General features: G+C 33.4%; 27 protein-coding genes and 6 pseudogenes. 20 read left to right on the forward strand and 13 right to left on the reverse strand.

What is annotated here, in order from left to right; translation table 11 throughout:
- Positions 1–100 precede the first annotated feature (100 nt).
- From MHH42_RS28930 to MHH42_RS28940, 3 genes are all read right to left on the reverse strand, one after another.
- Positions 101–661 (reverse strand): DUF4236 domain-containing protein, encoded by a 561-nt coding sequence (locus tag MHH42_RS28930; protein WP_340895047.1) that lies wholly within the window; start codon positions 659–661, stop codon positions 101–103.
- Between the two features lie 292 nt (positions 662–953).
- A complete protein-coding gene (locus tag MHH42_RS28935) occupies positions 954–1,472 on the reverse strand; it encodes a DUF4352 domain-containing protein (RefSeq protein WP_097954587.1) in 519 nt (172 codons plus the stop codon).
- Positions 1,473–1,681: 209 nt separating this feature from the next.
- Complete coding sequence (locus MHH42_RS28940; protein ID WP_340895119.1) at positions 1,682–1,753, reverse strand: YjcZ family sporulation protein; 72 nt, start codon at positions 1,751–1,753, stop codon at positions 1,682–1,684.
- Here MHH42_RS28940 and MHH42_RS28945 point away from each other — a divergent pair.
- The 4 genes from MHH42_RS28945 (at position 1,723) to dut (ending at position 2,909) form a co-directional block, all read left to right on the forward strand.
- Positions 1,723–1,986 (forward strand): hypothetical protein, encoded by a 264-nt coding sequence (locus MHH42_RS28945; protein ID WP_043324812.1) that lies wholly within the window; start codon positions 1,723–1,725, stop codon positions 1,984–1,986. The two genes, MHH42_RS28940 and MHH42_RS28945, sit on opposite strands and share 31 nt — an antisense overlap.
- 96 nt (positions 1,987–2,082) lie before the next feature.
- On the forward strand, positions 2,083–2,214 hold the full coding sequence (locus MHH42_RS28950) for a Fur-regulated basic protein FbpA (RefSeq protein ID WP_080451858.1): 132 nt from the start codon (positions 2,083–2,085) through the stop codon (positions 2,212–2,214).
- Between the two features lie 67 nt (positions 2,215–2,281).
- Entirely contained in the window at positions 2,282–2,422 is a 141-nt protein-coding gene (locus tag MHH42_RS28955) for a hypothetical protein (RefSeq protein WP_176545286.1), read from the forward strand.
- Positions 2,423–2,462: 40 nt separating this feature from the next.
- Entirely contained in the window at positions 2,463–2,909 is a 447-nt protein-coding gene (dut, locus tag MHH42_RS28960; protein ID WP_000776806.1) for a dUTP diphosphatase, read from the forward strand.
- Between the two features lie 382 nt (positions 2,910–3,291).
- Here dut and MHH42_RS28965 read toward each other — a convergent pair whose 3' ends face one another.
- A complete protein-coding gene (locus MHH42_RS28965; protein ID WP_001008433.1) occupies positions 3,292–3,540 on the reverse strand; it encodes a hypothetical protein in 249 nt (82 codons plus the stop codon).
- Positions 3,541–4,688: 1,148 nt separating this feature from the next.
- Positions 4,689–4,853, reverse strand: coding sequence for a hypothetical protein (locus MHH42_RS28970; RefSeq protein ID WP_001000165.1), 165 nt, complete (start codon positions 4,851–4,853; stop codon positions 4,689–4,691).
- Positions 4,854–4,953: 100 nt separating this feature from the next.
- Between MHH42_RS28970 and MHH42_RS28975 the strand changes: the two are divergent.
- The 4 genes and pseudogenes from MHH42_RS28975 (at position 4,954) to MHH42_RS28990 (ending at position 6,889) form a co-directional block, all read left to right on the forward strand.
- A pseudogene (locus MHH42_RS28975) lies at positions 4,954–5,545 on the forward strand (Holliday junction resolvase RecU).
- A gap of 137 nt (positions 5,546–5,682) precedes the next feature.
- A pseudogene (locus tag MHH42_RS28980) lies at positions 5,683–5,829 on the forward strand (ArpU family transcriptional regulator); the annotation flags it as partial.
- Positions 5,830–6,078: 249 nt separating this feature from the next.
- Positions 6,079–6,276, forward strand: coding sequence for a hypothetical protein (locus MHH42_RS28985; protein ID WP_000462902.1), 198 nt, complete (start codon positions 6,079–6,081; stop codon positions 6,274–6,276).
- 337 nt (positions 6,277–6,613) lie between these two features.
- Complete coding sequence (locus MHH42_RS28990; protein WP_000513192.1) at positions 6,614–6,889, forward strand: hypothetical protein; 276 nt, start codon at positions 6,614–6,616, stop codon at positions 6,887–6,889.
- A 130-nt stretch (positions 6,890–7,019) separates the two neighbouring features.
- On the opposite strand, the gene MHH42_RS28995 is transcribed toward MHH42_RS28990, so the two are convergent.
- Complete coding sequence (locus MHH42_RS28995) at positions 7,020–7,157, reverse strand: DUF3956 domain-containing protein (RefSeq protein WP_000376551.1); 138 nt, start codon at positions 7,155–7,157, stop codon at positions 7,020–7,022.
- Between the two features lie 647 nt (positions 7,158–7,804).
- Between MHH42_RS28995 and MHH42_RS29000 the strand changes: the two genes are divergently transcribed.
- On the forward strand, positions 7,805–8,077 hold the full coding sequence (locus MHH42_RS29000; RefSeq protein ID WP_001043917.1) for an HU family DNA-binding protein: 273 nt from the start codon (positions 7,805–7,807) through the stop codon (positions 8,075–8,077).
- A 299-nt stretch (positions 8,078–8,376) separates the two neighbouring features.
- The gene (locus tag MHH42_RS29005) at positions 8,377–9,135 is read left to right on the forward strand and encodes a hypothetical protein (protein ID WP_097896628.1); all 759 of its coding nucleotides are present in this window, start codon (positions 8,377–8,379) and stop codon (positions 9,133–9,135) included.
- Positions 9,136–9,277: 142 nt separating this feature from the next.
- Here the strand turns inward: MHH42_RS29005 and MHH42_RS29010 are convergent.
- Positions 9,278–9,493 (reverse strand): annotated as a pseudogene (locus MHH42_RS29010) (type I glutamate--ammonia ligase); the annotation flags it as partial.
- Positions 9,494–10,210: 717 nt separating this feature from the next.
- Between MHH42_RS29010 and tnpB (MHH42_RS29015) the strand changes: the two are divergent.
- From tnpB (MHH42_RS29015) to MHH42_RS29025, 3 genes and pseudogenes are all read left to right on the forward strand, one after another.
- Positions 10,211–11,332 carry an IS200/IS605 family element RNA-guided endonuclease TnpB gene (gene tnpB, locus MHH42_RS29015; RefSeq protein ID WP_098203313.1) on the forward strand — a complete coding sequence of 374 codons (1,122 nt, stop codon included), beginning with the start codon at positions 10,211–10,213 and terminating at the stop codon, positions 11,330–11,332.
- Positions 11,333–11,402: 70 nt separating this feature from the next.
- Positions 11,403–12,275 (forward strand): annotated as a pseudogene (locus MHH42_RS29020) (hypothetical protein); the annotation flags it as partial.
- Between the two features lie 139 nt (positions 12,276–12,414).
- Complete coding sequence (locus MHH42_RS29025; RefSeq protein ID WP_097873113.1) at positions 12,415–13,389, forward strand: hypothetical protein; 975 nt, start codon at positions 12,415–12,417, stop codon at positions 13,387–13,389.
- A 322-nt stretch (positions 13,390–13,711) separates the two neighbouring features.
- On the opposite strand, the gene MHH42_RS29030 is transcribed toward MHH42_RS29025, so the two are convergent.
- A complete protein-coding gene (locus tag MHH42_RS29030; protein ID WP_001120973.1) occupies positions 13,712–14,044 on the reverse strand; it encodes a DUF1904 family protein in 333 nt (110 codons plus the stop codon).
- Between the two features lie 743 nt (positions 14,045–14,787).
- Here MHH42_RS29030 and MHH42_RS29035 point away from each other — a divergent pair.
- The gene (locus MHH42_RS29035; protein WP_340895052.1) at positions 14,788–15,639 is read left to right on the forward strand and encodes a hypothetical protein; all 852 of its coding nucleotides are present in this window, start codon (positions 14,788–14,790) and stop codon (positions 15,637–15,639) included.
- A 363-nt stretch (positions 15,640–16,002) separates the two neighbouring features.
- The gene (locus tag MHH42_RS29040; RefSeq protein ID WP_033661923.1) at positions 16,003–16,488 is read left to right on the forward strand and encodes a hypothetical protein; all 486 of its coding nucleotides are present in this window, start codon (positions 16,003–16,005) and stop codon (positions 16,486–16,488) included.
- 168 nt (positions 16,489–16,656) lie between these two features.
- On the opposite strand, the gene MHH42_RS29045 is transcribed toward MHH42_RS29040, so the two are convergent.
- Positions 16,657–16,977: a DUF960 family protein gene (locus MHH42_RS29045; RefSeq protein WP_070173276.1), complete on the reverse strand. Its 321-nt coding sequence runs from the start codon at positions 16,975–16,977 to the stop codon at positions 16,657–16,659.
- Positions 16,974–17,384 (reverse strand): annotated as a pseudogene (locus MHH42_RS29050) (hypothetical protein). The gene MHH42_RS29045 and the pseudogene MHH42_RS29050 overlap by 4 nt, the downstream one beginning before the upstream one ends.
- A 302-nt stretch (positions 17,385–17,686) precedes the next feature.
- On the opposite strand from MHH42_RS29050, the pseudogene tnpB (MHH42_RS29055) reads away from it, so the two are divergent.
- The 4 genes and pseudogenes from tnpB (MHH42_RS29055) to MHH42_RS29070 all read left to right on the forward strand — a co-directional run bounded on the left by tnpB (MHH42_RS29055) (position 17,687) and on the right by MHH42_RS29070 (position 20,513).
- Positions 17,687–18,807 (forward strand): annotated as a pseudogene (gene tnpB, locus MHH42_RS29055) (IS200/IS605 family element RNA-guided endonuclease TnpB).
- A 213-nt stretch (positions 18,808–19,020) separates the two neighbouring features.
- Positions 19,021–19,620, forward strand: coding sequence for a hypothetical protein (locus MHH42_RS29060; protein ID WP_070173275.1), 600 nt, complete (start codon positions 19,021–19,023; stop codon positions 19,618–19,620).
- Positions 19,621–19,683: 63 nt separating this feature from the next.
- Positions 19,684–20,139, forward strand: coding sequence for a hypothetical protein (locus MHH42_RS29065; RefSeq protein ID WP_070173274.1), 456 nt, complete (start codon positions 19,684–19,686; stop codon positions 20,137–20,139).
- A gap of 176 nt (positions 20,140–20,315) precedes the next feature.
- Positions 20,316–20,513, forward strand: coding sequence for an aspartyl-phosphate phosphatase Spo0E family protein (locus MHH42_RS29070; protein ID WP_002040189.1), 198 nt, complete (start codon positions 20,316–20,318; stop codon positions 20,511–20,513).
- Positions 20,514–21,137: 624 nt separating this feature from the next.
- On the opposite strand, the gene MHH42_RS29075 is transcribed toward MHH42_RS29070, so the two are convergent.
- The 3 genes from MHH42_RS29075 to MHH42_RS29085 all read right to left on the reverse strand — a co-directional run bounded on the left by MHH42_RS29075 (position 21,138) and on the right by MHH42_RS29085 (position 22,904).
- Entirely contained in the window at positions 21,138–21,758 is a 621-nt protein-coding gene (locus MHH42_RS29075; RefSeq protein WP_070173273.1) for a DUF2278 family protein, read from the reverse strand.
- A gap of 283 nt (positions 21,759–22,041) precedes the next feature.
- Positions 22,042–22,407, reverse strand: coding sequence for a hypothetical protein (locus tag MHH42_RS29080; RefSeq protein WP_070173272.1), 366 nt, complete (start codon positions 22,405–22,407; stop codon positions 22,042–22,044).
- A 323-nt stretch (positions 22,408–22,730) separates the two neighbouring features.
- On the reverse strand, positions 22,731–22,904 hold the full coding sequence (locus MHH42_RS29085; RefSeq protein WP_340895054.1) for a hypothetical protein: 174 nt from the start codon (positions 22,902–22,904) through the stop codon (positions 22,731–22,733).
- Between the two features lie 163 nt (positions 22,905–23,067).
- Between MHH42_RS29085 and MHH42_RS29090 the strand changes: the two genes are divergently transcribed.
- Positions 23,068–23,424 carry a hypothetical protein gene (locus MHH42_RS29090; protein ID WP_070173271.1) on the forward strand — a complete coding sequence of 119 codons (357 nt, stop codon included), beginning with the start codon at positions 23,068–23,070 and terminating at the stop codon, positions 23,422–23,424.
- The last annotated feature ends 25 nt before the right edge of the window (positions 23,425–23,449 follow it).

A 23,449-nucleotide genomic window follows, 5' to 3' on the forward strand; every position in this document is an offset into this window, starting at 1 on the left:
CTGGAGCCTTCAAGGAGGTATGGAAACAATTATGAGCTTCAAGGGTCATCTTGGAATTCAATACCACAATTCATTTGTGGGAAGTGTATTTGAGAACCTTTTATTTTTGGATTATAAGAGTGCTCTCACATTTACGACAAGCCACCTTCTCTTCCTCAAAAATGAATAAATTCTCAGCATCACATTCTGGGCATACAACCGCAAATGGTGTTTTTATATTTTTATAACATAGGAAAGAAAGGGCTGCCAGAATTAGAGCAGGTATAACAAGCATCATAATTAAGAATAGGCCCGCAAAAACGCCTCCAATTATGGAAAGTGGTTTCATTAGTTTTCTACCCACGGAGTTTACTTGATTATCCTTCTTACGAAAAGCAGTAACAATGTAAGTTTTGGTTTCTCTTACCTGCTCAAATGCTCTTACCGTATTGTAATCTTGTTCATTCATAGTGGGATAGGAAGTGTTTTGCCCTTGAAACCCTCGTTGTATATAATAGTTGTTTGACTCAGCTATTCGTGGTGTATACGAGATTCCAGTTCCGGGTATATAAGTTGTTGTTCTTGATTCAGGTGGAATGGCGCTGCCTCCCGTACCTGTGTATGTAAAGTTAATTTTCACACCCGGGGAAACTTTGATAATTCTACGAAACTTATAACCCATAATATTGTATCCTCTCCATCTAATTAATATAATTATTTACTAATTATAACAAATTTTTAACTTAACATTAGTATATTAAGTTAAAATAAATTAATAAAAAAGAGTAATATTGAAGTTTACTAATTTAAGGCGTTTTAGGAGTCCTTTTTTATAAAGAAAAGACACCCAAAGGTGCCTTCTTACGATTTGAACCAACGTAATATGGTATTAGATGCCAATCCAAATATTATTTTACCACGCTAATTAATATTGGCCATTGAGAAAAAAGGCACTCTTTCGAGTACCTTTTTTTCTATTCAACTTTTAACTTAATTTCTTTACCTGTCATACCGCCACTAGCTTTTAAGAAAAGTCCTTCAGCATCTTTTGGTATATCAAATACAATTTTCCCAGTCTGTGTTAGACCAGGATTTAATTGTTTTAAGAAGAAGTCAGTTTTTCCACCGTTAGCTAAGTCAAAAGATGTTTGACCTTGTACTGAAGATGTGAATTCACGACCTTTGTTATCTACCAATTTAAAGCTGTTAGTATCGACAGTGATAGCGTCTTTTTGATTATTAGTAAGTGTAACTTCTAAAATCTTAAAGACACCTTGTGCTTGTTCTTTTGAGTATTCATTACCCACAGAATCTACTGTTTCCATAGACCCTACAGAGATTTTCACATCAGAAGATACACCTTCTTTTGATACCGCTTTAGTGTCTGTTGAAGTTTTTTCTGTTGAATCTCCACCACCAGCAACCATAGCAATTATTCCGATTACAAATAAAGCTATAATGCCTAGGCATCCAAACTTAAATATTTTTCCCACGTTTGTTCCTCCAATTATGTAAAATGTTAGATTGCAACGTAATAATAACATATTAAATATCTTTATATTGTCATATTATGTCGAAAGGAAATAAAAAAGATAGTTTAGAAGTTTTAGACTATATCCCTGTCCTATAATTTATTTTTCCCACGTATCTCTTATTCATAAAGAAAAGACACCCATATAAGAGTGCCTTTTCCGATAATTTTTTAGCAGAAGCAAGAAGCTCCAACAATGATTAATAAAATAAATAAAACAACTAACACTAGAGGATGTAGCAAGAAGTTTTGATTATAGCGCAATAAGTACAGCGGAAAGATTTTTGAAGAGTAATAGTGTTATGACGTACTCAGTAGAGTTATACGATAAAGACGAGAAGTGGAGGCTTCGTTGGTTTGAGGCGAAGTCCGAGGGCGCAGCTATAGAAATGGCTAAAAAGAAATACGGAAAGATACAAATCATTACTACTTATATTTCGGATAGAACCTTAGAGGAAATCATGAATTTGGATTAGGAGGCATAGCGCCATGATGATAAATAGATGGAATCCACAAAGGGCAGCGACTACACCTATAGGGAGAGCTACGAAGAAAAGAAACTAGGAGGCAGCATGGACAGGAAACAAATCTACATCGATGTATTACTACAAAAGGGAATTTATAAAGAAGAAAAGACAGGGCGACAACTTTACGAGATGACTGAACAAGAGTTGTGGAATCTAATAAAAGGAGTGTATCAGTAGTGATGGAAATGGAGAACGGTGTGTACGAGATCACGAAGTTAATGAGCGAAGCAAAGGGAAGAAAGTAATGAAAAAAGAAACTGCAGTGCAGGTGCAAAGTGAACTCCAAGTAGTAGAGAGTGAAATTCGTAAGATGGAATATCACTTAGTGGGATTGGATAACGAGAAGTGGAAGACGAAGCTTTCCTTGGAAGTGTTGAAGAAATAGAAAGAGAAATTGAAAAATTACTTATAAGGAGCGGGACAGAATGAAATTAAGAATGAAGATTAAACGATTGAAAGGTGTGGATTTACCAAAGTATGCACGGGAATTTGATGCTGGTTTTGATCTAGTTGTACCAGAGGTCACGATTATTTGGCCTGGCGAAACAAAGGTTGTACCAACGGGATTGGCGTTCAAAATTCCGCCAGGATATGAATTGCAGGTGCGCCCGCGTAGCGGTATGACGCGTGATACAAAGTTAAGGGCCGCTTTTGGAACGGTGGATAGTGGCTACCGCGGAGAAGTTGGAGTGTTGGTTGATCACACTGAAAAACCAATAAGTTTAAATATGCAAGCCCATGTGATTGAACGAGGAACAAGGATTGCTCAAGGCGTTATAGCGGCAGTAATAACAGCTAATTTTTATGAAGTGGACGAGCTATCAGAATCGGAAAGAGGAAATCTTGGGTTTGGATCGACCGGAATAAAGTAAGACCAAATTTGAATTTTGTTATGAAATGGGATTACAAGCATCGATAATTGTAGGGGAAATAGAGCATTATCACTGAAATAAAAAAGCCCTGCACACAGGGCATCTAAAAAGATACCTTAGTAATAACGACGATTAGGGGACGTATTAGCTAAGGTATCTGGATGGTTACATACTAAGTATGCAATCAAGAGCACTGTTGAATGTATTGGGTTATTCAACAAGTTAAGAATGAAATGAAATTTCTGTTAATTCAGCCGGTAAATTTGTCCAAAAAGGGTGCTTTTATAAAAATAAATAGTGAATCAATTTTAACAAAATAGTTATTTGGATTGATTGTAAATAAAGAGCACTACCCATTAGTACTCTTTGAATGAAACGTAATCTATATTTTGTTTTGAGCTACAATCTTAATATTCTCCGGAGGTATAATGCTTTGGATGTCTTCTTTTAAATCTTCAAGAATCATTTCCTCAAGATGCTCTAAAGGGACTTCAAAGTTTATACATTCTACCGTTTTTATGTTTAATAATGAGTAATTTTCATTCTTTTTAAAAACTAGATATTGAGTATTATCTGTTTTTACTATACATCCTAACTGAATACCTAGTTTACGGTTGTCTTCAAAATTCATAAATGTTTCTCCTTTAATATGTATTTCTGACTAAATAGTTTACTACGTAAATACATTTGTTCATAGTTAATAACCTTACATTGTCATTGCAAGTTTGCAAGGTTCCTGAATATTTTTTGGAGGTAGTGATAAAGAGAGTATAAAAAATTTTAATTGAAAATTTAATAATATCCTTATTTAAAATGAAGAAGCCCTAGAGTTAGGGCTCTAGGGCTTCTTGTTTTGGTATTCTCACATGGTTCTACAAAAAGAAAAGAACGTACTAAAGATAACATATGAATGTTTCATAAATGTATCAAAAAAGTGAACAAAATTGCTATTGCAGAAGTAGCAGAAATGAAGTTTCTAATAGTTAAGTACGTAAAAGGTGTTATTTTCAGTGGATAAAATGCGCATGGGGCACCTAATCATTATTTTACCAGAGGAAAAGAATATGTTATGAACTTGGTTGAATGAAAAAATGAAAATTTTACTTTAAGCGAAGTTAATGAAATATATTTTGTGGGTTTTATCAATGATTGTTATCTCGATGGACACTTTAAATTTATAAAAGTCCTAGAAGCAAAACACAACCATGAGGAATAGCAAGCTATAAAAGTGAACAAAATTGTTAATTTAAATAAAAAAAGAGCCCCGCGATAAGGGCTGCAGGGCTTCATTAGGTAGAGTTATGTCGTACTCACAAGGGATTTTAACATGAATGTTGTGGTAAACATACTGGTAAATGTATCTAATTTATTTAGAGCTGTTATTTTAAACAAAAACGCTATTTAAATAAAAAAAGAGCTTGCAAGGAAACAAGCTCTAACGTAATTGAGATGTCTATATATTACCATTCATTTCATTATAATTCCATAAGTTGTGGTTGAGAAATAAAGTATAAGCAATTTAATAAAAATTTCATTTTGTAGAAATAAAAACCCTAGTTTCCTAGGGTAATGGTATAACAGCTCAATATATTCTACTCTTTTATATGGTAACGTAATATTAAGTTAAAAACATCAGGGAAATGTAACCAATTTCAGAAAATAAGAGCAGCTAGCAAAAGCTAACTGCTCATCTCCAAGGGGGAATGGAGAAAATCTAATGTCATATACATTATTAACGAAATATTGAGTTTTATTCAGGGGGTTTATTAATTATGTAGGTTACATGAGAAGCCCTATTAACATCCAAGCTACCCCGATTAGAATTAAAGTTTCGAATGTAATCCAAAATTTTTTCTTTTCTGGTTTTTGAAATTCTTTAATTACAGAAAATACGGCACTTATTCCTACAAGAGTGAAAAGAACAATTCGGATCGTATCATTCATTTGCATCACCACCTAAGATTTGAATAGTTTAATTATATATTAATTACCGTTTTTGGAAAATAAATGAAATAATCGTTTTAATAGAAAGCGACGAATAACAATGGGACAAGGTAACCGTGGAATGGCATTTGAAATGCTTATCAATCTAGCGAACGAAATGTATCAAAGAGGGGGGAGTGGCGCTTATAAACAAGCTCCAGACTCCTGTGAAGGTATTAAAAAGTAAAAGTGGCCGTGTACTAAATGGATTCTATGAAGCTAAAAGTACAGTAGACTATGATTGCGTGTATAAGGGACAAGCTATTGCGTTTGAAGCTAAATCTACAGAGAAGGATACACGTTTTGATTTAAAGAACATTGCACAGCATCAATTGGATTATCTGGAGAAAGCAGAAAAGATGGGAGCAATATGTTTCTTTCTTATAGAGTTTAGTAAGGATAAATCAGTATTCGTAGTACCACTATCAGTCATTCAATCTTATGTAAGGATGTCTCATCGACCGAAGGGCAAGAAGTCTATACCAGGAGAAGACTTTGATATTTATGGGTAGTTAGTAGAGCAGACAGAACGAGCTCCAGTTATGTTTGATGGAATGATTCAGATTGATCAGGATCATATGAGAGTGACAAATAACATTGAAGCAGCAAAAGAAAAGATGGCAAATAAGACACGTAAATTATTAAAGGCTTAATGGATAACAGAAACATGCAGAGTGGATGGTGTGGGCTACTCGCTATGCATGTTTCCCTTATTCAACAATAAGATAGTGAAATTTCACGTACCTTATGTGATGTTAAAAGACAAATTCAGAAATAGGGGGATTCCTTCATGGAGAGACAATTAACTTTATTACCGGCTATCGATGATAAGAGAGTACAAAAGGAAGTAGTAAGTGTATTAAAGGAATACAGAGCACTCAAGATGCGATTCAGTAATGACGTGGAGCAGGAAGGAATCAGTTTATTCCCTGAGTTACCAAAGAAATACTAAATGCATAAGTGAGAAAGCATCCATAATGGGTGCTTTTTTCTTTTTTATATAGAAATTACATGATAACTGTATTTAAAGAGTGTTCTAGGTATAAAGATAATCGATATATATGAGATGTTGAGAATTAATTAGTATAATGAGATAATAGTGATAGATAGATTTTATGATGTATGTGATCAATATATTTAATATTGAATTTTAAATAGATGATCTTCGAGTGGAGGAGAAATTAGTTTGTTCGAGCAAAGAAAGAAAAGAATGTTTGTAATCATTTTACTAGGGATAGCCCTCACTGTAGATTTAACGGCTAAACAGTTAGGTTATTACACCGTTGCAGGTGTAAGTGTTCTTTTTGGTATCGCTGTTTCTTTAGCGTGGATTGTTGAAATTATCAGAGATAAGAATAAAGCAGAGAAACAGGATGATAATTAACATCCAACACGGGTGCTTTGTTCTTTATTGTATAGAAATTACACATTAACCATTTAGCATATAAAGAAATATCGAGCATAGAATGATATTGACACCACGATATTAGAATTATTGCTGCGTTTTAGTGTTACCCCTATGTTCACGAAAGGGCACCTGGATAAGGTGCCTTTTTGATGAACCATTTTAATAAAGAAATCATATAGTATAGTGTAGGACAAGCTAACTGCTTATATCCTATTCAATGCTCATCGAGAAGTCCATTCACATATTTCAGCATCTACTGACGTGGATGCTCTTTTTTATTGAGCAAAACAGACATTAAATTAGGAGGGGAGTGATGGGTATAACATTAGAAGAGTTAGAAAAGTGTTTTAATGAAGCTTTAATTGAAGAAGCAGAGTATGTAGCTGTTCTAATTGAAATGGATGGAATTCCAAGCGATGAAGTAATTATTAACGACAAACATAACATTGATTCTAAACTAGCATATTATATGAAAACGTACAATGAAGATTTAGAACATAGATACACTCCAGGAATTCGTATTGTAGGTTTTGCGTATGGTTATTCGTTCTCAGAAATCCTACGTCAATTAGGATTGTTAGTAAATTAGTGATTAAACCCAATAGTAATTATTGTAGGCGCTGCCGTGATCTGGGTGGCGTCTTGTTTGTTGTTAAGGAAAGATAAAGGGATAAATAAAAAAGAGGACAAAAGCCCTCTTTTTAATAAATACCTAAGGCTTACGCACAAATTGGAATCCCTAATGCTATTAAAGTCAATGCTACTTGAAGAGAAAGCTCTAATCTAGCAATTTCGATTCCAGCAACTGAGACCACTAAAAAAGGTTGTCCATTAACGAATAAAACACAACTGTCCATGCTTACGCCTCCTTTCTAGCAATCTAATACATTATATGAATAAAACAATAAAATGTAATAGTTGAATTCATTAATTTAATATAATTGATAGATTTGTCCTGTTTTACAAAACAAACGAACACAACGAAAAAAAATAAATGTCCTGTTTAACTATCTAAAAGTTGATACTTCTAGACAACATTTAAAAGTGATGTGAAATTAATCGAAAACATATCTTGAAACTATCTAAAAATTAGTTTGAAATGAAATGTATAAAACATTTATAACTTTTAGACAGTATCAAGTGGATGATTTAATAAAATGATTTAAAGGAATTACCGTGAGGTGTAGGAATATGTCTGGAGAGCCAACCTGCTGCTTTTTTATTTTTAATAGAAAAAAGGAATCCCGAAAGATCCCTTTTTCTAATTATGATATATCGTAATCGCATATAAGTAAAGACATTTAGTATTATATAACAATAAAATAATATAAACAATAAATATTTTAGGATTTACAATAAGGAGGAGTTATAACGATTGTCTTCTTAAAATATTGAAAATAGACGATTACACTTGTGAGGCATATCAGTACAACCTGTTATTTATTGCACCATGAGTATAGGCACGTTATAATAGTCCCTAATTACATATAAAGAGGTGCAGAAAATGAATAAAACAGAATTAATAAAAGTAGTAGCAGATAAAGCAGAACTTACACAAAAGGATGCTGCTACAGCGACACAAGCTGTATTAGACGCAATAACAAATACTCTTGCAAATGAAGAGAAAGTACAGATTCTTGGATTTGGTACATTTGAGGTACGTGAAAGATCTGCACGAACAGGGCGTAACCCGCAAACAGGTGAAGAAATGCAAATTGCTGCTTCTAAGGCGCCTGCATTTAAAGCTGGAAAAGAATTAAAAGAGGCAGTGAAATAATTATATATAGTGAAAAAGGATCTGATATTCATATCGGATCCTTTTTATTTGTGACAGGGCAAGTTTCCTCTTAAAGATAAAAATTTGTATATCTTATTTATGTAATTTATGATATGGTTTCATATGTTAATAAATTACAACACTTTTAAAAAGAAGTATACATTATGATAGATGCTACTTCTTTATAGGAAAAGTCTCAAGGTTAAAAAACGATTTTCGTAGATGAAATGATTGCGAAACAAAAAAGAAAGAGTTGGAAGAAAAGAAACAACAATCACGAAACAAAGGGGTAAATTACAATGAAGCGTAAGTTATTAGCAGTTGCACTGCCAGTAATGTTGATGAGTGGTGTAGGTTGTGCAAGTAAGGACGTAGCGGAAGAGAAAAAAGAGGATAGTGTAAAAGTAGCAGACTATAAGGAAACAGAGAAGGAGAAGGAAAAAGATAAAGATAAAAGAACAAATAATGACTCTTCAGCAAGTGATAGCGAGTCTGGAACAACAAATAAGGACCCAATAGCTACTGTAATTAAAGACGTAGATAAAATACACGAAGAAAAAGACAAGTTAGAGAAACAAAAAGAAGCGGAAACAAAGAAGGAAGAAACAAGTAAAAAGGAAGTTCAGGTAGAGAAGAAAGAAGAAGTAAATAAAGAGAAAGACAAGGTGTCTGACGCTACGAAACCTAATAGTATGAAAGAGTATCAAGAAAAAGTAGAAATACAGGCTAATAAATTCATAGCTGCGGTAAAAGCTACGAAACCAATAGTTGAAAAAGATGAAACTCTACGAACAAATAAAGACGAATTAAAAGCACAGTTTAATATAGTGAAAGGAGAGGCAGAGAAGTTAGTAGGCCTTAAACCGCCTGAAAAGTACAGTTATTTTAAAATTGAATTTATAGATGCTAATAAGACATTCCTACGGGCATTAGGCGACTTGTTTACAGCTCTAGATGAAGGAGATGTAGAAAAGGGTGATACGGCTTTAAATGGTGTATTATATGGTTTCGAGCAATTTGGTATGACAATAAATGGCATAAGAGACATAGAAGAATAAAGTAAGTCTTAGATTGAATAATAAAATTATGAGAAGTGAAAACAAAAAACCTTGATACAGCTGGTATCAAGGTTTTTTTCTCTTAGTAAGGAGACATATATTGATCGCGTTTTCATTGGTATACTTGCGTGCGGAAGCTATCTCACTCAATTTCTTTTGCTTCGATGAATTGCTCAAATAAATGGTCTCCTAGTGCACCGCATATGACTTCATTCGATTGTAATGTAGCGAATGCTTGCGCTAATGTTGCTGGTAAGTCAATGATACCCGCTTCTTCACGCTCTTCTTATGTCATTACATAGATGCTGCGGTCTACTGTAGCTGGGTCAACACTACGTACTTCTATACGTGTACTAATGATGATACATTGGAGGCTATGCCTACAGAAGAAGAAAAGGATCCAAAGCAAGGCGTAGCACGTGCGGGAACAGTTACCTCATCTTGGAATATACCAGATGGCTAGGTGCACAAAGGAGAATATATATTAGTACATGCGCCTGGTACAACAGCCAAACCAGCTATTAAAAGAATGACTTTATCAAACTGGGAATTCATCCATAACCACGAAAACGATGTCAATCACAATACAGATTACTCTAACTTTGTATATTTAAGATATAAAGATAAGGGAGCTGCATTTAGAGCTGCTGATTATGCGTATAATCATTTTTAAAAGTTCCATCAATAATTACTAAAATAAGGTAAAATGTGTAGAGATGGAGAGACTAGCGATAAGTTTAGTATCTGAAAAAACTAATTTTACTGGTTAACGAAGGGGGATCTGTATTCGATATGTTAAAAGATGATATTATTTTGGATAAGTTACAGCAATTTGTTTCTGGGGAATCTATACAACGCCAAAGTATGAAGAGTAGCCTTGCTGATTTTATCATTTTAGCCAAGAAGACTCCTTCCTCAAGGAACGCGAAGTGAGTAGGTGGGAGATGAATTGGCTTCGAACAAGGGATGGCAGGAAGCCATCTTAATTGTTCCACATACATAAACTGTTACTTTACTACCTATCGAATGTACGTTTGTTGTATGATAGACACATATCGAAATGGGGGTGAAACGAATGATGATCAATAAAGCATATAAATTTCGTATCTATCCAAATAAAGCACAAGCGACCCTAATCAATAAAACGATTGGCTGTTCTCGTTTTGTATTCAATCATTTCCTATCTCTATGGGATAATGCATACAAAGAAACAGGAAAAGGTTTGACATATGGTACATGCTCTGCCAAACTTCCTGCCATGAAGAAAGAGTTTGTTTGGCTAAAAGAAGTGGATAGTATTGCGATTCAGTCGTCTGTTCGTAACCTTGCGGATGCTTATACACGCTTTTTCAAAAAACAAAACAATGCCCCGCGTTTCAAATCTAAGAAGAACAATGTACAATCTTATACCACAAAACAAACAAATGAAAACATTGCCGTTGTAGGAAACAAAATAAAATTGCCAAAACTAGGTCTTGTTCGATTTGCCAAAAGTCGTGAAGTAAAGGGACGTATTGTAAATGCTACAGTTAGACGGAACCCTTCTGGCAGATACTTTGTATCATTGTTAGTTGAAACAGAAGTGCAAGAACTTCCGAAAACACATTCTTACATTGGAATGGATGTGGGACTAAAAGATTTCGCCATTTTGTCAGATGGAACAACCTATAACAATCCGAAGTTTTTTCGATCATTAGAAGAGAAGTTGGCGAAAGCACAGCGTGTTCTTTCTAGAAGAATGAAAGGATCTTCTCGATGGAATAAACAACGAGTAAAAGTAGCTAGAATTCATGAATACATGACGAATGCTAGAAAAGATTACTTGGACAAAATCTCGACTGAAATCATCAAAAACCACGATGTTATCGGTATAGAGGATTTGCAAGTATCGAATATGTTAAAGAATCATAAGTTAGCAAAAGCAATTAGTGAGGTATCATGGTCACAGTTTCGAATCATGTTGGAATACAAAGCAAAATGGTACGGCAAACAAGTCATTGTCGTATCGAAAACATTTGCCTCAAGCCAATTATGTTCTTGTTGTGGATATCAAAACAAAGACGTTAAAAATCTAAATCTACGTAAATGGGACTGCCCTTCTTGCCTTACACACCATGATAGGGATATTAACGCAAGTATCAATCTAAAGAATGAAGCGATAAGGCTTCTAACCGCAAGGACTGTGGAGCTAGCCTAATAAATTAGAGTTCGATAGAACTCTTTACTTAGGAATCCCCCTCTTCTAAACGAAGTGAAAGTGGGGGTAGTTCAAACTGTCATCTGGTGAAACGTCGAAAGCTGCAAATTGGATAGTTAGCTATATTGAGAGCTTATGTCATGACAAGCATGATAAGGGTGTTTACACTCAAATGAACAATCCTGAATTAATTGCTGATTTGTTAGAAGTGGCTTATGAAAGTCTGAGTAGGGACGCTGATCTACAACCATACGTTACGAAAATCGCACGATTATTGTATATTGACAAGAAGGAACGAGATAAGTTAGATTCTGAACGATATGTTCAGTACTGGGCAGCTGTAATGTTGGATGAATTAATTTCGTTAAACGTTTCGTTGCCATCGGAAGTAGTAGAGCTGATGTTATCGGATTATTATAGACAAGATATACCAACAAATGAGTTCATTTGTAGTATATGGAGGAGATTGGCTGAAAGAGGCATTAATATATCCAATCGTATAAGTTCACTTGTCATAAATGTTAATAACCACGAATCATCTACTCTCACTAATAATAGTATACTAGCTTTATGGGCATGCATTCGCAGGGGATTCTTTGATACACCTATCCGTGATAGTAATCAAACTTACCACGTATGGTTTTGGCAGATGACTACAAGCTGTGTAGGTAAACTGAAGGAAACATACGAGGAACCTACCCGCTCAGTGGCAGTTGGCTGTCTTCTTGAAACTGCAAAGATATACCCGGAGACTCAATCTTTGATTCTAGAGTGCATGAATAAATGGGGAATTGCAGAACCAAAGCGTCCACGTAGTGATTTTCAACGAGATTTAAAAGAGCTTTTTTCACGTTGCGAAAATCATCCAGGCATAAATTGCTTACCAGAGAATTATGTTATTACTAAAAGAGGAATCATGTCGAGATCTAAATCTAACTCGTAATTCAAATAACGTAAGGATCGTACGAATCAAGTTTGGTTCTTGTATTACTTACACTCATTTGAGAAACCTAATGTAAGTAAGCGTTTGTTTTAAGTTGTAACCGAAAGTATAGTTTTAATTTTGCAAAGATGGTGGGGAAATGGAAGAGAAAAACATAAAAAGTAAGAAGTATTATAGAATTGCTTTTCTTGTATCAACAAGTTACATTTGGTTTTTGATTTTAGCAGCATACAGTATAGGTATTCCGCGATATATCGAGTTACTCGGGGGGATTTTTCTAATTACAGCCTTTACATTTTACTTTTCAGTACCTATTTTTTATATCGCTTTGCCTTTAGTATATATTCGTGTTGTGCTTGCCTGTTTCCGTATATATACTACAGAGCGAATGTTGGCTTATTATGTACTTTCTTGTATCGTTTTAGGGATTGCTTTATTTGTTCCTTTAGCAATGTATCATTTTTATGAGGAGAACTACATTTTCGCGAAACAGGTTCAGGAACAACGTATTGAAGAAAAAGTAAAACATGAGGTTGAAAAAACTAATGGTCCTATAAAGATTACATATGTGACAAAGGAAAGTAGGATGCAAGCGAATGAAGGTACAGGAAGTCCGGAATATTCCAAAATAAATATTCACTTTGAGTTAGCTAGCTGTGATGCACAAAATGAAGGAAAGAGCGGATTTTCATGCAAATCCTCTGTCGAAGCGTACTACAAAGATAAAAAGTGGCTGGTAGATTATAATTCGGAAGAAAATACAAGAGCTCTAAATCTATCTAAAGATAACCAACATGCCGTAGAATTAGAAAAGCAGTTGGCTCTTACACCAGAGGAAGAAATGAATATCCGTAATATTTCTGAATTGAAAGCGATTCAGTATATGAAAAATGAGTATAACTTCGATTTAACAATTGTTGAAAAAGCCTTTGACAAGCATACGAGTTCCTATAAAAAAGAAAATAGACCATCAAATGCGATTCATGCCCTAACGATTGAAGGATATGTAAATACAGATGCTCAAAAGAATGTCACAGTTAGGGTAGAATACAATCCCATTACAATGAAATATTGGACTCATATCACTGAAATGAGTGATGAAGCTAAAAAGTAAATAAAAAACTTTTTACAGAGTTTGGAAATGTAATTAGGGACATGGCCAGCAATATTACTCCAATTCTTTGGGCGAGCTGGCATATTGCAATTCATGTCTCTGGTTGATCATTGGGGTGTTGATATAGCAGCTATTAGGGGTCACCATAAATATTCATCAAGCTAATATTTTGATGTCCCCCAAAACAAAAATTTTATCTCTTCCCAGTTAGTTGTCTATGAGAATTGAGTTCATTTTTTTGTTTTTAGATATTTGCTTTTCTTAGCTTGATGGCAATGTGGTTCTACTCCTTATAAATGTTACAAAAATCTTTCAAATAGCTCTAACTTGCACAATGCTTCCCGTTAATATAATACGCTGATTCTGTGAAAACCGTAAATACAACCTCTACTTCTGGAAGTCCAAAATCCATTACATATGTAGTAATGGCCTTGGCAAATCGATCACGAATTTCCTGTCCACGCTCGAACCATTTCACTTCAATAAGAGGAAACGCTTCTATTTCTTCTCCATTGAATACAAACGTAGAACTTGGTAGTTCCAACGTAAAATTATCCGTACCACACTCACAAATCTCTGCAAGCTCTTCTACTAATGGCTTGCTTATGCTTTTTAATTGTTCAGTAGTAATTCCACGAAACACAACATGTGGCATGTGAATCCCTCCGTTAGATAGCTTTATATTTTCTCACATCATAACACAATTTATTTTGCTGCACTAACATCTATTGGTACATTTCAATGACATTCTTAAGAATAATCATATGTTATTGGAGCAATACATGTATTGTAACTATTTAAAACATTTGAGAGCTCGGTAATTGGGTAAATAATAAAAGCCTTATCATTCTCCCTGTAAGGAGGCATGAGGGGAGGCCTCTATTAGGAAAGGGATGGTGCGCTTATATATTTTAAAAAGAAAAGACACCCTAAGGTGCCTTCCTCCGACTTGATAACCACTTTAATTTTAATAACATTGGATTCCCATCCGAATACTATTTTACCACATTAAGTAATGTTGGTCATTGAGAAAGTCAAATACGTAGCGTTTATATATAGTGACCCCTAGGAGCATGCAAGATTTAATACAGTTTTGTTGTTGATTCAACAACAAAAAAGAACCCTAAAAACGTGCCAGGATAGGAATGTATAAAAAATGCATAGGTCGATAGAACAAAGAAAGGAGGTTCCCTTGGGAGAGTAGGGTTCCTCCTTGTCCTTGCTACTGATAATGAGACGTTATGTTAACCGAGTGTGTATATGGTATACAAGAAAAAATTCTTTACTATCATATTATTCGGATGGTAAAATTTAGAAAAAGAGGCGAGGGTGAGTTCAGTGGACAATTTATTTTTAATTTAAAATCTTTTATTTTGTCTTAGAAAGGTGTAGATTTTTTTGAATACAAAATTAATCATAGTAGAAGGGCTTCCTGGCTTTGGGAAATCCACCACTGCAAACTTGCTTTACGATATTCTAATTGAAAAAAATATTGACGTTGAGTTATTTCTTGAAGGGAATCCAAACCACCCTGCTGATTATGATGGGGTATCTTGTTTTGATAAAAGTGAATTCGAAAGTTTGTTAGTGAATAGTGGTGATTTTAGGGAAGTAATTAGTGATAGTGTCACGAAGCGAGAAAACAATTATTTATTGCCATATAAAAAAATTAAAAATGAATACATCTCTAATTTTCCTGAAAGTTTATTAAATATCATTTTCAAAAATGATATTTATGAATTACCGCTCGAAAGGAATATTGAATTAATAACTGAAAAATGGAGGGATTTTGTTGAAATAGCCAACAACGAAAATAAAACCTATATTTTTGAATGTTGCTTCATACAAAATCCATTAACAATCGGAATGGTTAAATATGGTGAAAAAAAAGAGAAAGTTATAAATTATATTAATGCATTAGCGAAAATCATAGAGAAATTAAATCCAGTATTGTTTTATATAGAACAAGATGATTTGGAATTCTCATTCAGAAAGGTATTTAATGAAAGAGCAAAAGAATGGTCTGCTGGATTTATTGAGTATTATACAAATCAAGGGTATGGAAAAATGAAAGGCTATCACGGTTTAAACGGAACAATCAAAGTTTTAGAAGCAAGAAGAGATATTGAAAGAGAAATATTTGATATGTTAAATATAAAAAAGACAAAAATTGATAATTCACAGTATGAAGCTATCAAATATAAGTCAATGATAATTGAAAAATTGGAATCACTTGAATTTCTAGATTAATGTAGTGCTTTAATTAAGCAAGAAACTAAGAATTTTTAACTTCTAATAACGAACATTATGTAAATAAGCTGTTCATATGGACAGCTTATTTTATTTTTCCGCATAGCGTAGGTGATTTTGCAAAAAGCTGACGGTATCCCATGGAGCATAAAAAAGTAACAAAATACTAAACTTTAGAAGTTAAATAAAGGATAATTAAAAAAGTATATAGAGCGAGATACTCTATATTTGTAATACATTTTATAATAATTGTTAGAACAATCAAAATTTATCGTGAGAATAGCTGTTTTTTATATCCAATTTACGTAATTTATGTTATGGTTTCATATGTTAATTACTTACATTTTTTTAGGGAAGGGGTATATGTCAATGAAACGTAAGATTTTATCTTTTGTAGTAGTTCCAATGTTAATGTTAACTGGGGTTGGATGTGAGACTAAGGTTAAGAAAGATGAAGCAATGGAAGCTTCTGTTAAACAGAATAAAAAAGAAGACTTCAGTAAGAACCTAGCATATTTAATGAAAGATTTTTCTGAACAATCTAAAGAAATAGACGGTATTGTAAAAAGTAGCAAGTCAATGAAGAAAAAGTCAGAAGAGTTAAAAGAAGTATCTAAACCTTATTTAGAGTTAGTGGACAAAATAAGTAAGTTAGAGTATGAAGTAGAAGATCACCCAGTACAACATAATGTAGGTTTAGCGATGATTCATGTAAAAGATGGGGTGGAAATCATACAAGAAGGTTTAGATAAGGGTAAAGAATCTGAAGTTGATGGTGGGGTTGAAAGATTAGAGACTGCTTCTAAGTTAATAGATAAAGCAAACAAAGAATTGAAAAAATCTAAGTAACCTAACTATAGGGGAGTGTGTTATATCTATAGGCTATCCTATAATTAATGGATCTTAAAGCTTAATACATAATAAAAATACCGGTTCTAATAAGAACCGGTATTTTAAATGTTATTATTTCGAAGCACTTATTTTACTAAGTAAAATAAGTGTATAGTCTAATTCCTATCAATAATCCGTAGGTAACATCATAATAAAACTTTTACCGTTATCAATAATCCATATACGGTGTGCTAATGGAAGTTTATCCACTTTTACATTCGTTTTGGAATGTATCTCAAAACCTGGACTTTCTGGTTGATAATTTAATACCAAATAATTATCTTCCAATTTTAAATCAAAGATGTGTTTATAGCTTAATAAAGAATTGTTTTTTAGAAGTATTTGTGTTTTAAAAAAATCCCAAATGCTTTTAGTTATTATTGAAGGAAGAATTTTATCTATACTTGCAGTTCCATAACTATGACGGTAAATATTACTTATTTTCATATTGTATCCTCCTTTTCAAAACCAAAGGAGATTGAAACATTTAAGGATAAATCTAATGATGGTACATGTAAATTACCCCATGTATCTAATGGATCATGTCCATCTATAACATATCTTTCCTCAATTCTTGCTAAATAATAGTTTTCATTTCCAATGCAATTTAGCCAATAAAATAATAGTAAAATAGGTTCACTATTTTTAGTATCGTTTATGTTTTCTCCTATTTCCTCTGGCATATTCTACTTAAAATCCGTCCAATGCCATAACAAACCGTGTGGCAGTGTATTTTTTGTTTTTGCCTTATTCAGTAATTCGTGCACTTTTTCTACTGAGTCAGAATTAGTTAATATTTTATTTATAGATCTTAATAAATCTGAATTCCTTATTATTAACATAACATTTGCCACGTACTTAATACCTCCTAAAGTGTTCTTTATAAAATTTCACGTACCATATGTTTAATATATTTTTAAACACCAGGTAATCAAGGGAATGCTGTCCTTGAAAGGAAGGGAATACCATTTAGAATTTCACACGTAATTACGTAAAACATAATCACAATCGCTACATATACCCTTATATGATTTAGCGTGTATGGTTTTCTTTTCAAATAGTTCAATTGTCTCGACATACATAAAGTGTTATTCCACCACTTATCGAATGTATGTTTGGTGTATGATAGTCATATACCGAAATGGAGGTGAATTAAATGATGATTAATAAAGCCTATAAGTTTCGTATCTATCCAAATAAAGCACAAGCAATTCTAATCAACATAACGATGGGTTGTTCTCGCTTTGTATTCAATCATTTCCTATCCTTATGGGATCACGCATACAAAGAGACTGGAAAAGGCTTGACCTATGGTACATGCTCTGCCAAATTACCTGCTATGAAGAAAGAGTTTGTTTGGCTAAAAGAAGTGGATAGTATTGCGATTCAGTCGTCTGTTCGCAACCTTGCGGATGCTTATACACGCTTTTTCAAAAAACAAAACAGCGCCCCGCGCTTTAAATCTAAGAAAAACAACGTACAATCTTATACCACAAAACAAACAAATGTAAACATTGCTGTTATAGAAAACAAAATTAAATTGCCAAAACTAGGGCTTGTTCGATTTGCCAAAAGTCGTGAAGTAAAGGGACGTATTGTAAATGCTACAGTTAAACGGAACCCTTCTGGCAGATACTTTGGTCATTGTTAGCTGAGACAGAAGTACAAGAACTTTTGAAAACAAATTCTTACATTGGAATAGATGTAGGACTACAGGATTTCGCTATTTTGTCAGATGGAACAACTTATAAAAATCCGAAGTTTTTTCGATCATTAGAAGAGAAGTTGGCGAAAGCACAGCGTGTTCTCTCTAGAAGAATGAAAGGATCTTCTCGCTGGAATAAACAACGAGTAAAAGTAGCTAGAATTCATGAATACATGGCAAATGCTAGAAAAGATTACTTAGACAAAGTCTCAACTGAAATCATCAAAAACCACGATGTTATTGGTATAGAGGATTTGCAAGTATCGAATATGTTAAAGAATCATAAGTTAGCAAAAGCAATTAGCGAGGTATCATGGTCACAGTTTCGAGCCATGTTAGAATACAAAGCAAAATGGTATGGCAAACAAGTCATTGTCGTATCAAAAACATTTGCTTCAAGCCAATTATGTTCTTGTTGTGGATATCAAAACAAAGACGTTAAAAATCTAAACCTACGTAAATGGGACTGCCCTTCTTGTCGTACACACCATGATAGGGGTATTAACGCAAGTGTCAATTTAAAGAATGAAGCGATAAGGCTTCTAACCGCAAGGACTGTGGAGCTAGCCTAATAAATTAGAGTTCGATAGAACTCTTTACTTAGGAATCCACCTCTTCTAAACGAAGTGAAAGTGGGGGTAGTTCAAAAGAAGTAAATATGAAAAAGTTAGAGAATTATCTTAGTTATTAAATAGTTTCTGCCTATACTTTAAGTAGAGCCCAATTTATTAAATTTAAATAGTTTATATGTTCATATATAGAATTTTGAAGGGGGTAAATTGTAAATGATTCCAACGTCAACATATGTGGCTAAATGGGTATTAGATGACTTAACACTTGCATCAAGACCAAATCAGGGGATCAAACTAAGTACATTTAAAAAGTTAGAAAAACTTTATGTAGAATACAGAGAAATGATTGAGGGAGATACTAACTTTGAAATTACGCATTATCTGCTAGAGTTTATCAATCCACATAATCTTTTTGTAGTAAGAGAAGGTTACTATATATTTGATAATAAAACGATGAAATTTATTAAAGTATCGGACGATATTCATTTTTCAAATCAAAGCTTAGCTTATTGTAATAATGGAGTTGCAGTGGATTTAATAAACGGAAAAATGCATTTTTTAGAAGGGCATTATTATAAAGTTAAGACCTCATATGTTGATTTGTTAAAAGGAGAAACTATCCCTGTAATGGTACTAAGTCATTTAGATAATAATGTTGGAGTATCAGTTCCTTTGACAATGTTTAATGAGGAAAGAACTTTCAAAATTTCAGAGAGTTATATAGTGGATGTTACCTCAAAGAATTGTAACAATGAGAGTGAATTTAATGAAAAGGGAAACGTAATAAGATTTCTAAAACCTTCTATTGTGTAGTTAAGTATACATGTTAATTAAATTCATAATGAATTTAAGAGGGTGAGAAAGTCGTCTTTTGAAATGTATACAGCCTTTCGAGGTAAAGTAATTATAAAGGATGAATATAAAGGATTGGTGGAATCAATAAATACGGGAAGCTGGGAAGAAGCAACTCTAAAATTACTAATCGTTAAAGAATATACAAAAGTTTATCAGAGCAAGGATATTCCATTTACAAAGAAACAAATAAATGAAGCATTAGCAGAAGATGATTTTCTATATATGAGATGGCAGCCTGGAAACTGGGAAGAAGAAAATGACTATTATACAAATTTAAAAGGTAATGAAAGGGCATTTATAACCAATTTAAAGAACTACAGAGATACAGAACATAACGTGGCACCTATTACATCATTTATGAATGTGATATTAAAAGAAGTAGCGACACATATTATAAAGCTGGAAGTTTGGTATGGTGAAGCTGATGGATTAGGGGAAAATGTTTTTATAAATAATGATTTTATAAAGAAGTTGTAGCAGTAATTAAATATTACTGCTTTTTTATTTATTAATACACTAAAAATTATTGTTGTTAGCTTTATGTATATTCATTTATAATAGAATATGGAAAATTTTATACTGCATTTAAGTATACAAGGGCTGGGAGCAGCTCTTTTTATTTTGCTCAGGGGGAGTGTGAAAGAAAAAAGTGTATGTTAGTGACAATATTAAATAATCTAATAGAAAATAAAAAATTAGAATTAGTAGAACTTGTAAATAAACATGGCTTTAGTCATACAAAAGTAATCCATTTAAGTCAAGAAATTGATAAATTAATTAATAAATATTTGAATATAAAAAAGGAACCCTATAATAGGGTTCAAAGGGAACAGATACATAAAAATAAATAAAAAGAATAATTCAATTATATAAGAAATTTGATACTGTAATATTGAGAAAGTGTAAAAACTCAATTAAGTTTGTTTAAAATTTACCCTTTTTAAGGGGATGGGCAAAGAAACCCAGTTAGAGATTCAAACAGCATAGGACAGGATAAAACTTGCTGCACAGGTACAAAGATATATATTGAGGAAAAAGAAGGTAACAACGAAAGAATAAGCGCAACAAGTAGGGGATACAGCGGTCCGCCAGGTGAAGATTTTCGATTAAAACTCCCTTAGAATTTTTAAAAAACATCAAAATGTCGCAACTGATTTGTGCACATGGCGACTTCATTTAAAAATCATGTAACCTAGATTCATAGTTAAACAAATAAATGATGAAAACAATTACTTAATTTCGGTTTGAAAGTATTACATGTAACTCAATACTAGTACGTCAAACAGTAGGCGATACAATGGTTTAAAATTGTGCTATACGGTTTCGCATAAAAAACGTTATCCTTTCCGTGTTTTCACAAAGAAGAATAACGTTTTTCTAGTTACGGAACCCAGTATTCGTTTACCTATAAGATGCGCGAGAGGATTCGTGTATTCTAATTTATAAGAAAGTGTAACAATTGGTCACGTTTGACTTCACTCATTTTTCCTAGCTGAAACAATAGGATGACCCGCATTATCAGTTTGTAAGCACTGTGTTTGAAATTTTGTTAGGAGAATAGCATAACTGGATGGCGCGCTATCATATTCAAACATAACTGCACCATCCTGCCAAATACCATTTTCTTTAGAAAAGCTACTGTCCAATGGGTCACCTTGATTCATATGAACGTTGTGTACACCAAGTCCTACATCAAACGGTTCGCCGAAAATATACACTCTTTTTACACCTTTTAAGCAAGTTTTCATTAGCTCAATTACGTTATTCCCATTTTCAGGGACCCAGAGATGCGGACCAAGTACACCTTTGTGACGTATAACATCGATTGCTCCTGAATCGGCATCTGATGCCAAACGGTAAAAACCATCTTGTAAGATAATGATCTTTTCAAATATATTATTGTCTAGATTTTCAATATGTTTATATTCTATTTTAATATTAGTTCGAGATTTCAAATTCACTGCACACTCATAAATACCAGCGGAATTGTTAACAAATATAAGATAATGAGGCCATCTTCCTTCCTCGTCTGGCGGTTCAATATAATGTTTGTTCACACTTCCGATAATTACCCCATACCCATTTTGTAGTGGCATTGTAGACCCTCCATTAAATAAACTTTGTCATTATACTGCCCAAAACGTTTCCGAATAACACGTATCTAGCATGACCTTATTTCCACAAATACGATTCCAAATCGAGGGAGCTTACTATCTTGTGCTGTATAAGTGCGTCTTTATGTCCCCAAATAACAAATGGTTGATATGGAACACTGACAACCAAATGTAAATTAAAGAAAAACCACAAGTATATGTTTGGTGATTTTTGTGAGTGCCTTAATTTCTTATGATGATTTCAATCTACTACGCATACTAATTTTCAAAAATCAAATAAAAAGGACTCCATTTTTCTCTTGTTAAATTGATACAATCTTACATTATCTATTGAAGGCCTTTTGATAGAAACTTTATTTTTTGTGATCCAAAGATACCCATTATTATCAAGTTCTCTATCATAATCAGCACCTAAGGAGAATGCTTTTTTTGGCCTAATATTCCCCAAAGTACCCGTTGCAATTTGTTCTAAGTATGAGAATAATGCAGCAAAGTCCTCTGGAGTAAATGTAAATGTGAATATATACTCTCTATTACGTTGTTTTTTCTCAATTTCAAAAATAATTGCTGATTTTCTGTTTTTAATACGTAACATAGAACCGTTTTTTGTTTGAAAGATTCGTGTATGCATATTAGCCACACTCCCATTTAAACGCATTTTTACAGTATTCAAGTTACTTTTCTAATTTTCTTTCTTAAAAAATGATGCAGTCCAAAATGACCAGGTACCTTTTAAACCTGTATTTCTTTTTATATATCATGTATAGCGTTTAATTTTTGCAGTAACACATTGTCGTCTTGAATCAAATAAATTGGTTTTGTCGGGATATGAATTGTTATGTAGATACTACCTAATCGGTGTAATAACAGCTCTGTTTGTACCCAGGAATAGTTCTGTCCATAGGGGCGGAATCCCGCTTGATAACAAGCTTTGCATTCTTTCAAATTGGATACTTAATCTACAAACGTTCTGCCGTTTACTTGAGATTGTAACTCTTGTTTCATCCCACAGATACTCCCTGCGAGTTCCACAACACCAAACACATCAATTTGTTCTTCCTCTGTTTTATCAATTGGCCAGTAGGTAGTTGGAATATACGAAAATGTAACACGCATTTTCATTAACATTTCTACGTTTTTTCTATCATACAGAAGAAAGAACGGAGGTAAGAAAGAAATTCTATTTCTTCTACTCGTCAAACTACCAACATTTTCTGTTTGTAAGTTGCTATTTTTTTAGAATTGGGGAGTCTATACTAAATATTACAATAGTACGAAAGGGGAATAAAATTTGCCAACATATGCATGTAATCTAGGAGATACAAGCATAACATTTCATAACGGGTCGATGGTGCCGTTTCAAGAAGGACAACGCGCTACATCACCAAGTGACATGATGTATTTTTACTACGATGTTTTACTCCAAGTACGAGAGGAAACAAGCCGCATTTTGGTTCGTAATCATCCAACAGCACATTATATAGCGGACGCGATCCATTCAATGATTAATCACTCAACAAAGAAAGAGGGATACTTGTTAGAACACACAAAAAGTATTCCTGATTATTTCCGTAAAGTCTGGTATCATCAAACGGAAATTGCCGATCTATTCTGGCGAGATATGTTTGTTCGTATAGAAAAATATTAGTATGAAGTGAAGAAGTCGTACGAAG

This window comes from Bacillus sp. FSL L8-0099, assembly GCF_038006385.1.
GTDB classification, from domain to species: domain Bacteria; phylum Bacillota; class Bacilli; order Bacillales; family Bacillaceae_G; genus Bacillus_A; species Bacillus_A toyonensis.

Excerpts from the sequence above, each read along its gene's own strand:
- MHH42_RS28930 (WP_340895047.1), bottom strand. The coding sequence starts at position 661 with ATGGGTTATAAGTTTCGTAGAATTATCAAAGTTTCCCCGGGTGTGAAA.
- MHH42_RS28950 (WP_080451858.1), top strand. The coding sequence starts at position 2,083 with ATGGACAGGAAACAAATCTACATCGATGTATTACTACAAAAGGGAATT.
- MHH42_RS28955 (WP_176545286.1), top strand. The coding sequence starts at position 2,282 with ATGAAAAAAGAAACTGCAGTGCAGGTGCAAAGTGAACTCCAAGTAGTA.
- dut (WP_000776806.1), top strand. The coding sequence starts at position 2,463 with ATGAAATTAAGAATGAAGATTAAACGATTGAAAGGTGTGGATTTACCA.
- MHH42_RS28965 (WP_001008433.1), bottom strand. The coding sequence starts at position 3,540 with ATGAATTTTGAAGACAACCGTAAACTAGGTATTCAGTTAGGATGTATA.
- MHH42_RS28970 (WP_001000165.1), bottom strand. The coding sequence starts at position 4,853 with ATGAATGATACGATCCGAATTGTTCTTTTCACTCTTGTAGGAATAAGT.
- MHH42_RS28990 (WP_000513192.1), top strand. The coding sequence starts at position 6,614 with ATGGGTATAACATTAGAAGAGTTAGAAAAGTGTTTTAATGAAGCTTTA.
- MHH42_RS28995 (WP_000376551.1), bottom strand. The coding sequence starts at position 7,157 with ATGGACAGTTGTGTTTTATTCGTTAATGGACAACCTTTTTTAGTGGTC.
- MHH42_RS29000 (WP_001043917.1), top strand. The coding sequence starts at position 7,805 with ATGAATAAAACAGAATTAATAAAAGTAGTAGCAGATAAAGCAGAACTT.
- MHH42_RS29005 (WP_097896628.1), top strand. The coding sequence starts at position 8,377 with ATGAAGCGTAAGTTATTAGCAGTTGCACTGCCAGTAATGTTGATGAGT.
- tnpB (WP_098203313.1), top strand. The coding sequence starts at position 10,211 with ATGATGATCAATAAAGCATATAAATTTCGTATCTATCCAAATAAAGCA.
- MHH42_RS29025 (WP_097873113.1), top strand. The coding sequence starts at position 12,415 with ATGGAAGAGAAAAACATAAAAAGTAAGAAGTATTATAGAATTGCTTTT.
- MHH42_RS29030 (WP_001120973.1), bottom strand. The coding sequence starts at position 14,044 with ATGCCACATGTTGTGTTTCGTGGAATTACTACTGAACAATTAAAAAGC.
- MHH42_RS29040 (WP_033661923.1), top strand. The coding sequence starts at position 16,003 with ATGTCAATGAAACGTAAGATTTTATCTTTTGTAGTAGTTCCAATGTTA.
- MHH42_RS29045 (WP_070173276.1), bottom strand. The coding sequence starts at position 16,977 with ATGAAAATAAGTAATATTTACCGTCATAGTTATGGAACTGCAAGTATA.
- MHH42_RS29060 (WP_070173275.1), top strand. The coding sequence starts at position 19,021 with ATGATTCCAACGTCAACATATGTGGCTAAATGGGTATTAGATGACTTA.
- MHH42_RS29065 (WP_070173274.1), top strand. The coding sequence starts at position 19,684 with ATGTATACAGCCTTTCGAGGTAAAGTAATTATAAAGGATGAATATAAA.
- MHH42_RS29070 (WP_002040189.1), top strand. The coding sequence starts at position 20,316 with ATGTTAGTGACAATATTAAATAATCTAATAGAAAATAAAAAATTAGAA.
- MHH42_RS29075 (WP_070173273.1), bottom strand. The coding sequence starts at position 21,758 with ATGCCACTACAAAATGGGTATGGGGTAATTATCGGAAGTGTGAACAAA.
- MHH42_RS29080 (WP_070173272.1), bottom strand. The coding sequence starts at position 22,407 with ATGCATACACGAATCTTTCAAACAAAAAACGGTTCTATGTTACGTATT.
- MHH42_RS29085 (WP_340895054.1), bottom strand. The coding sequence starts at position 22,904 with ATGTTAATGAAAATGCGTGTTACATTTTCGTATATTCCAACTACCTAC.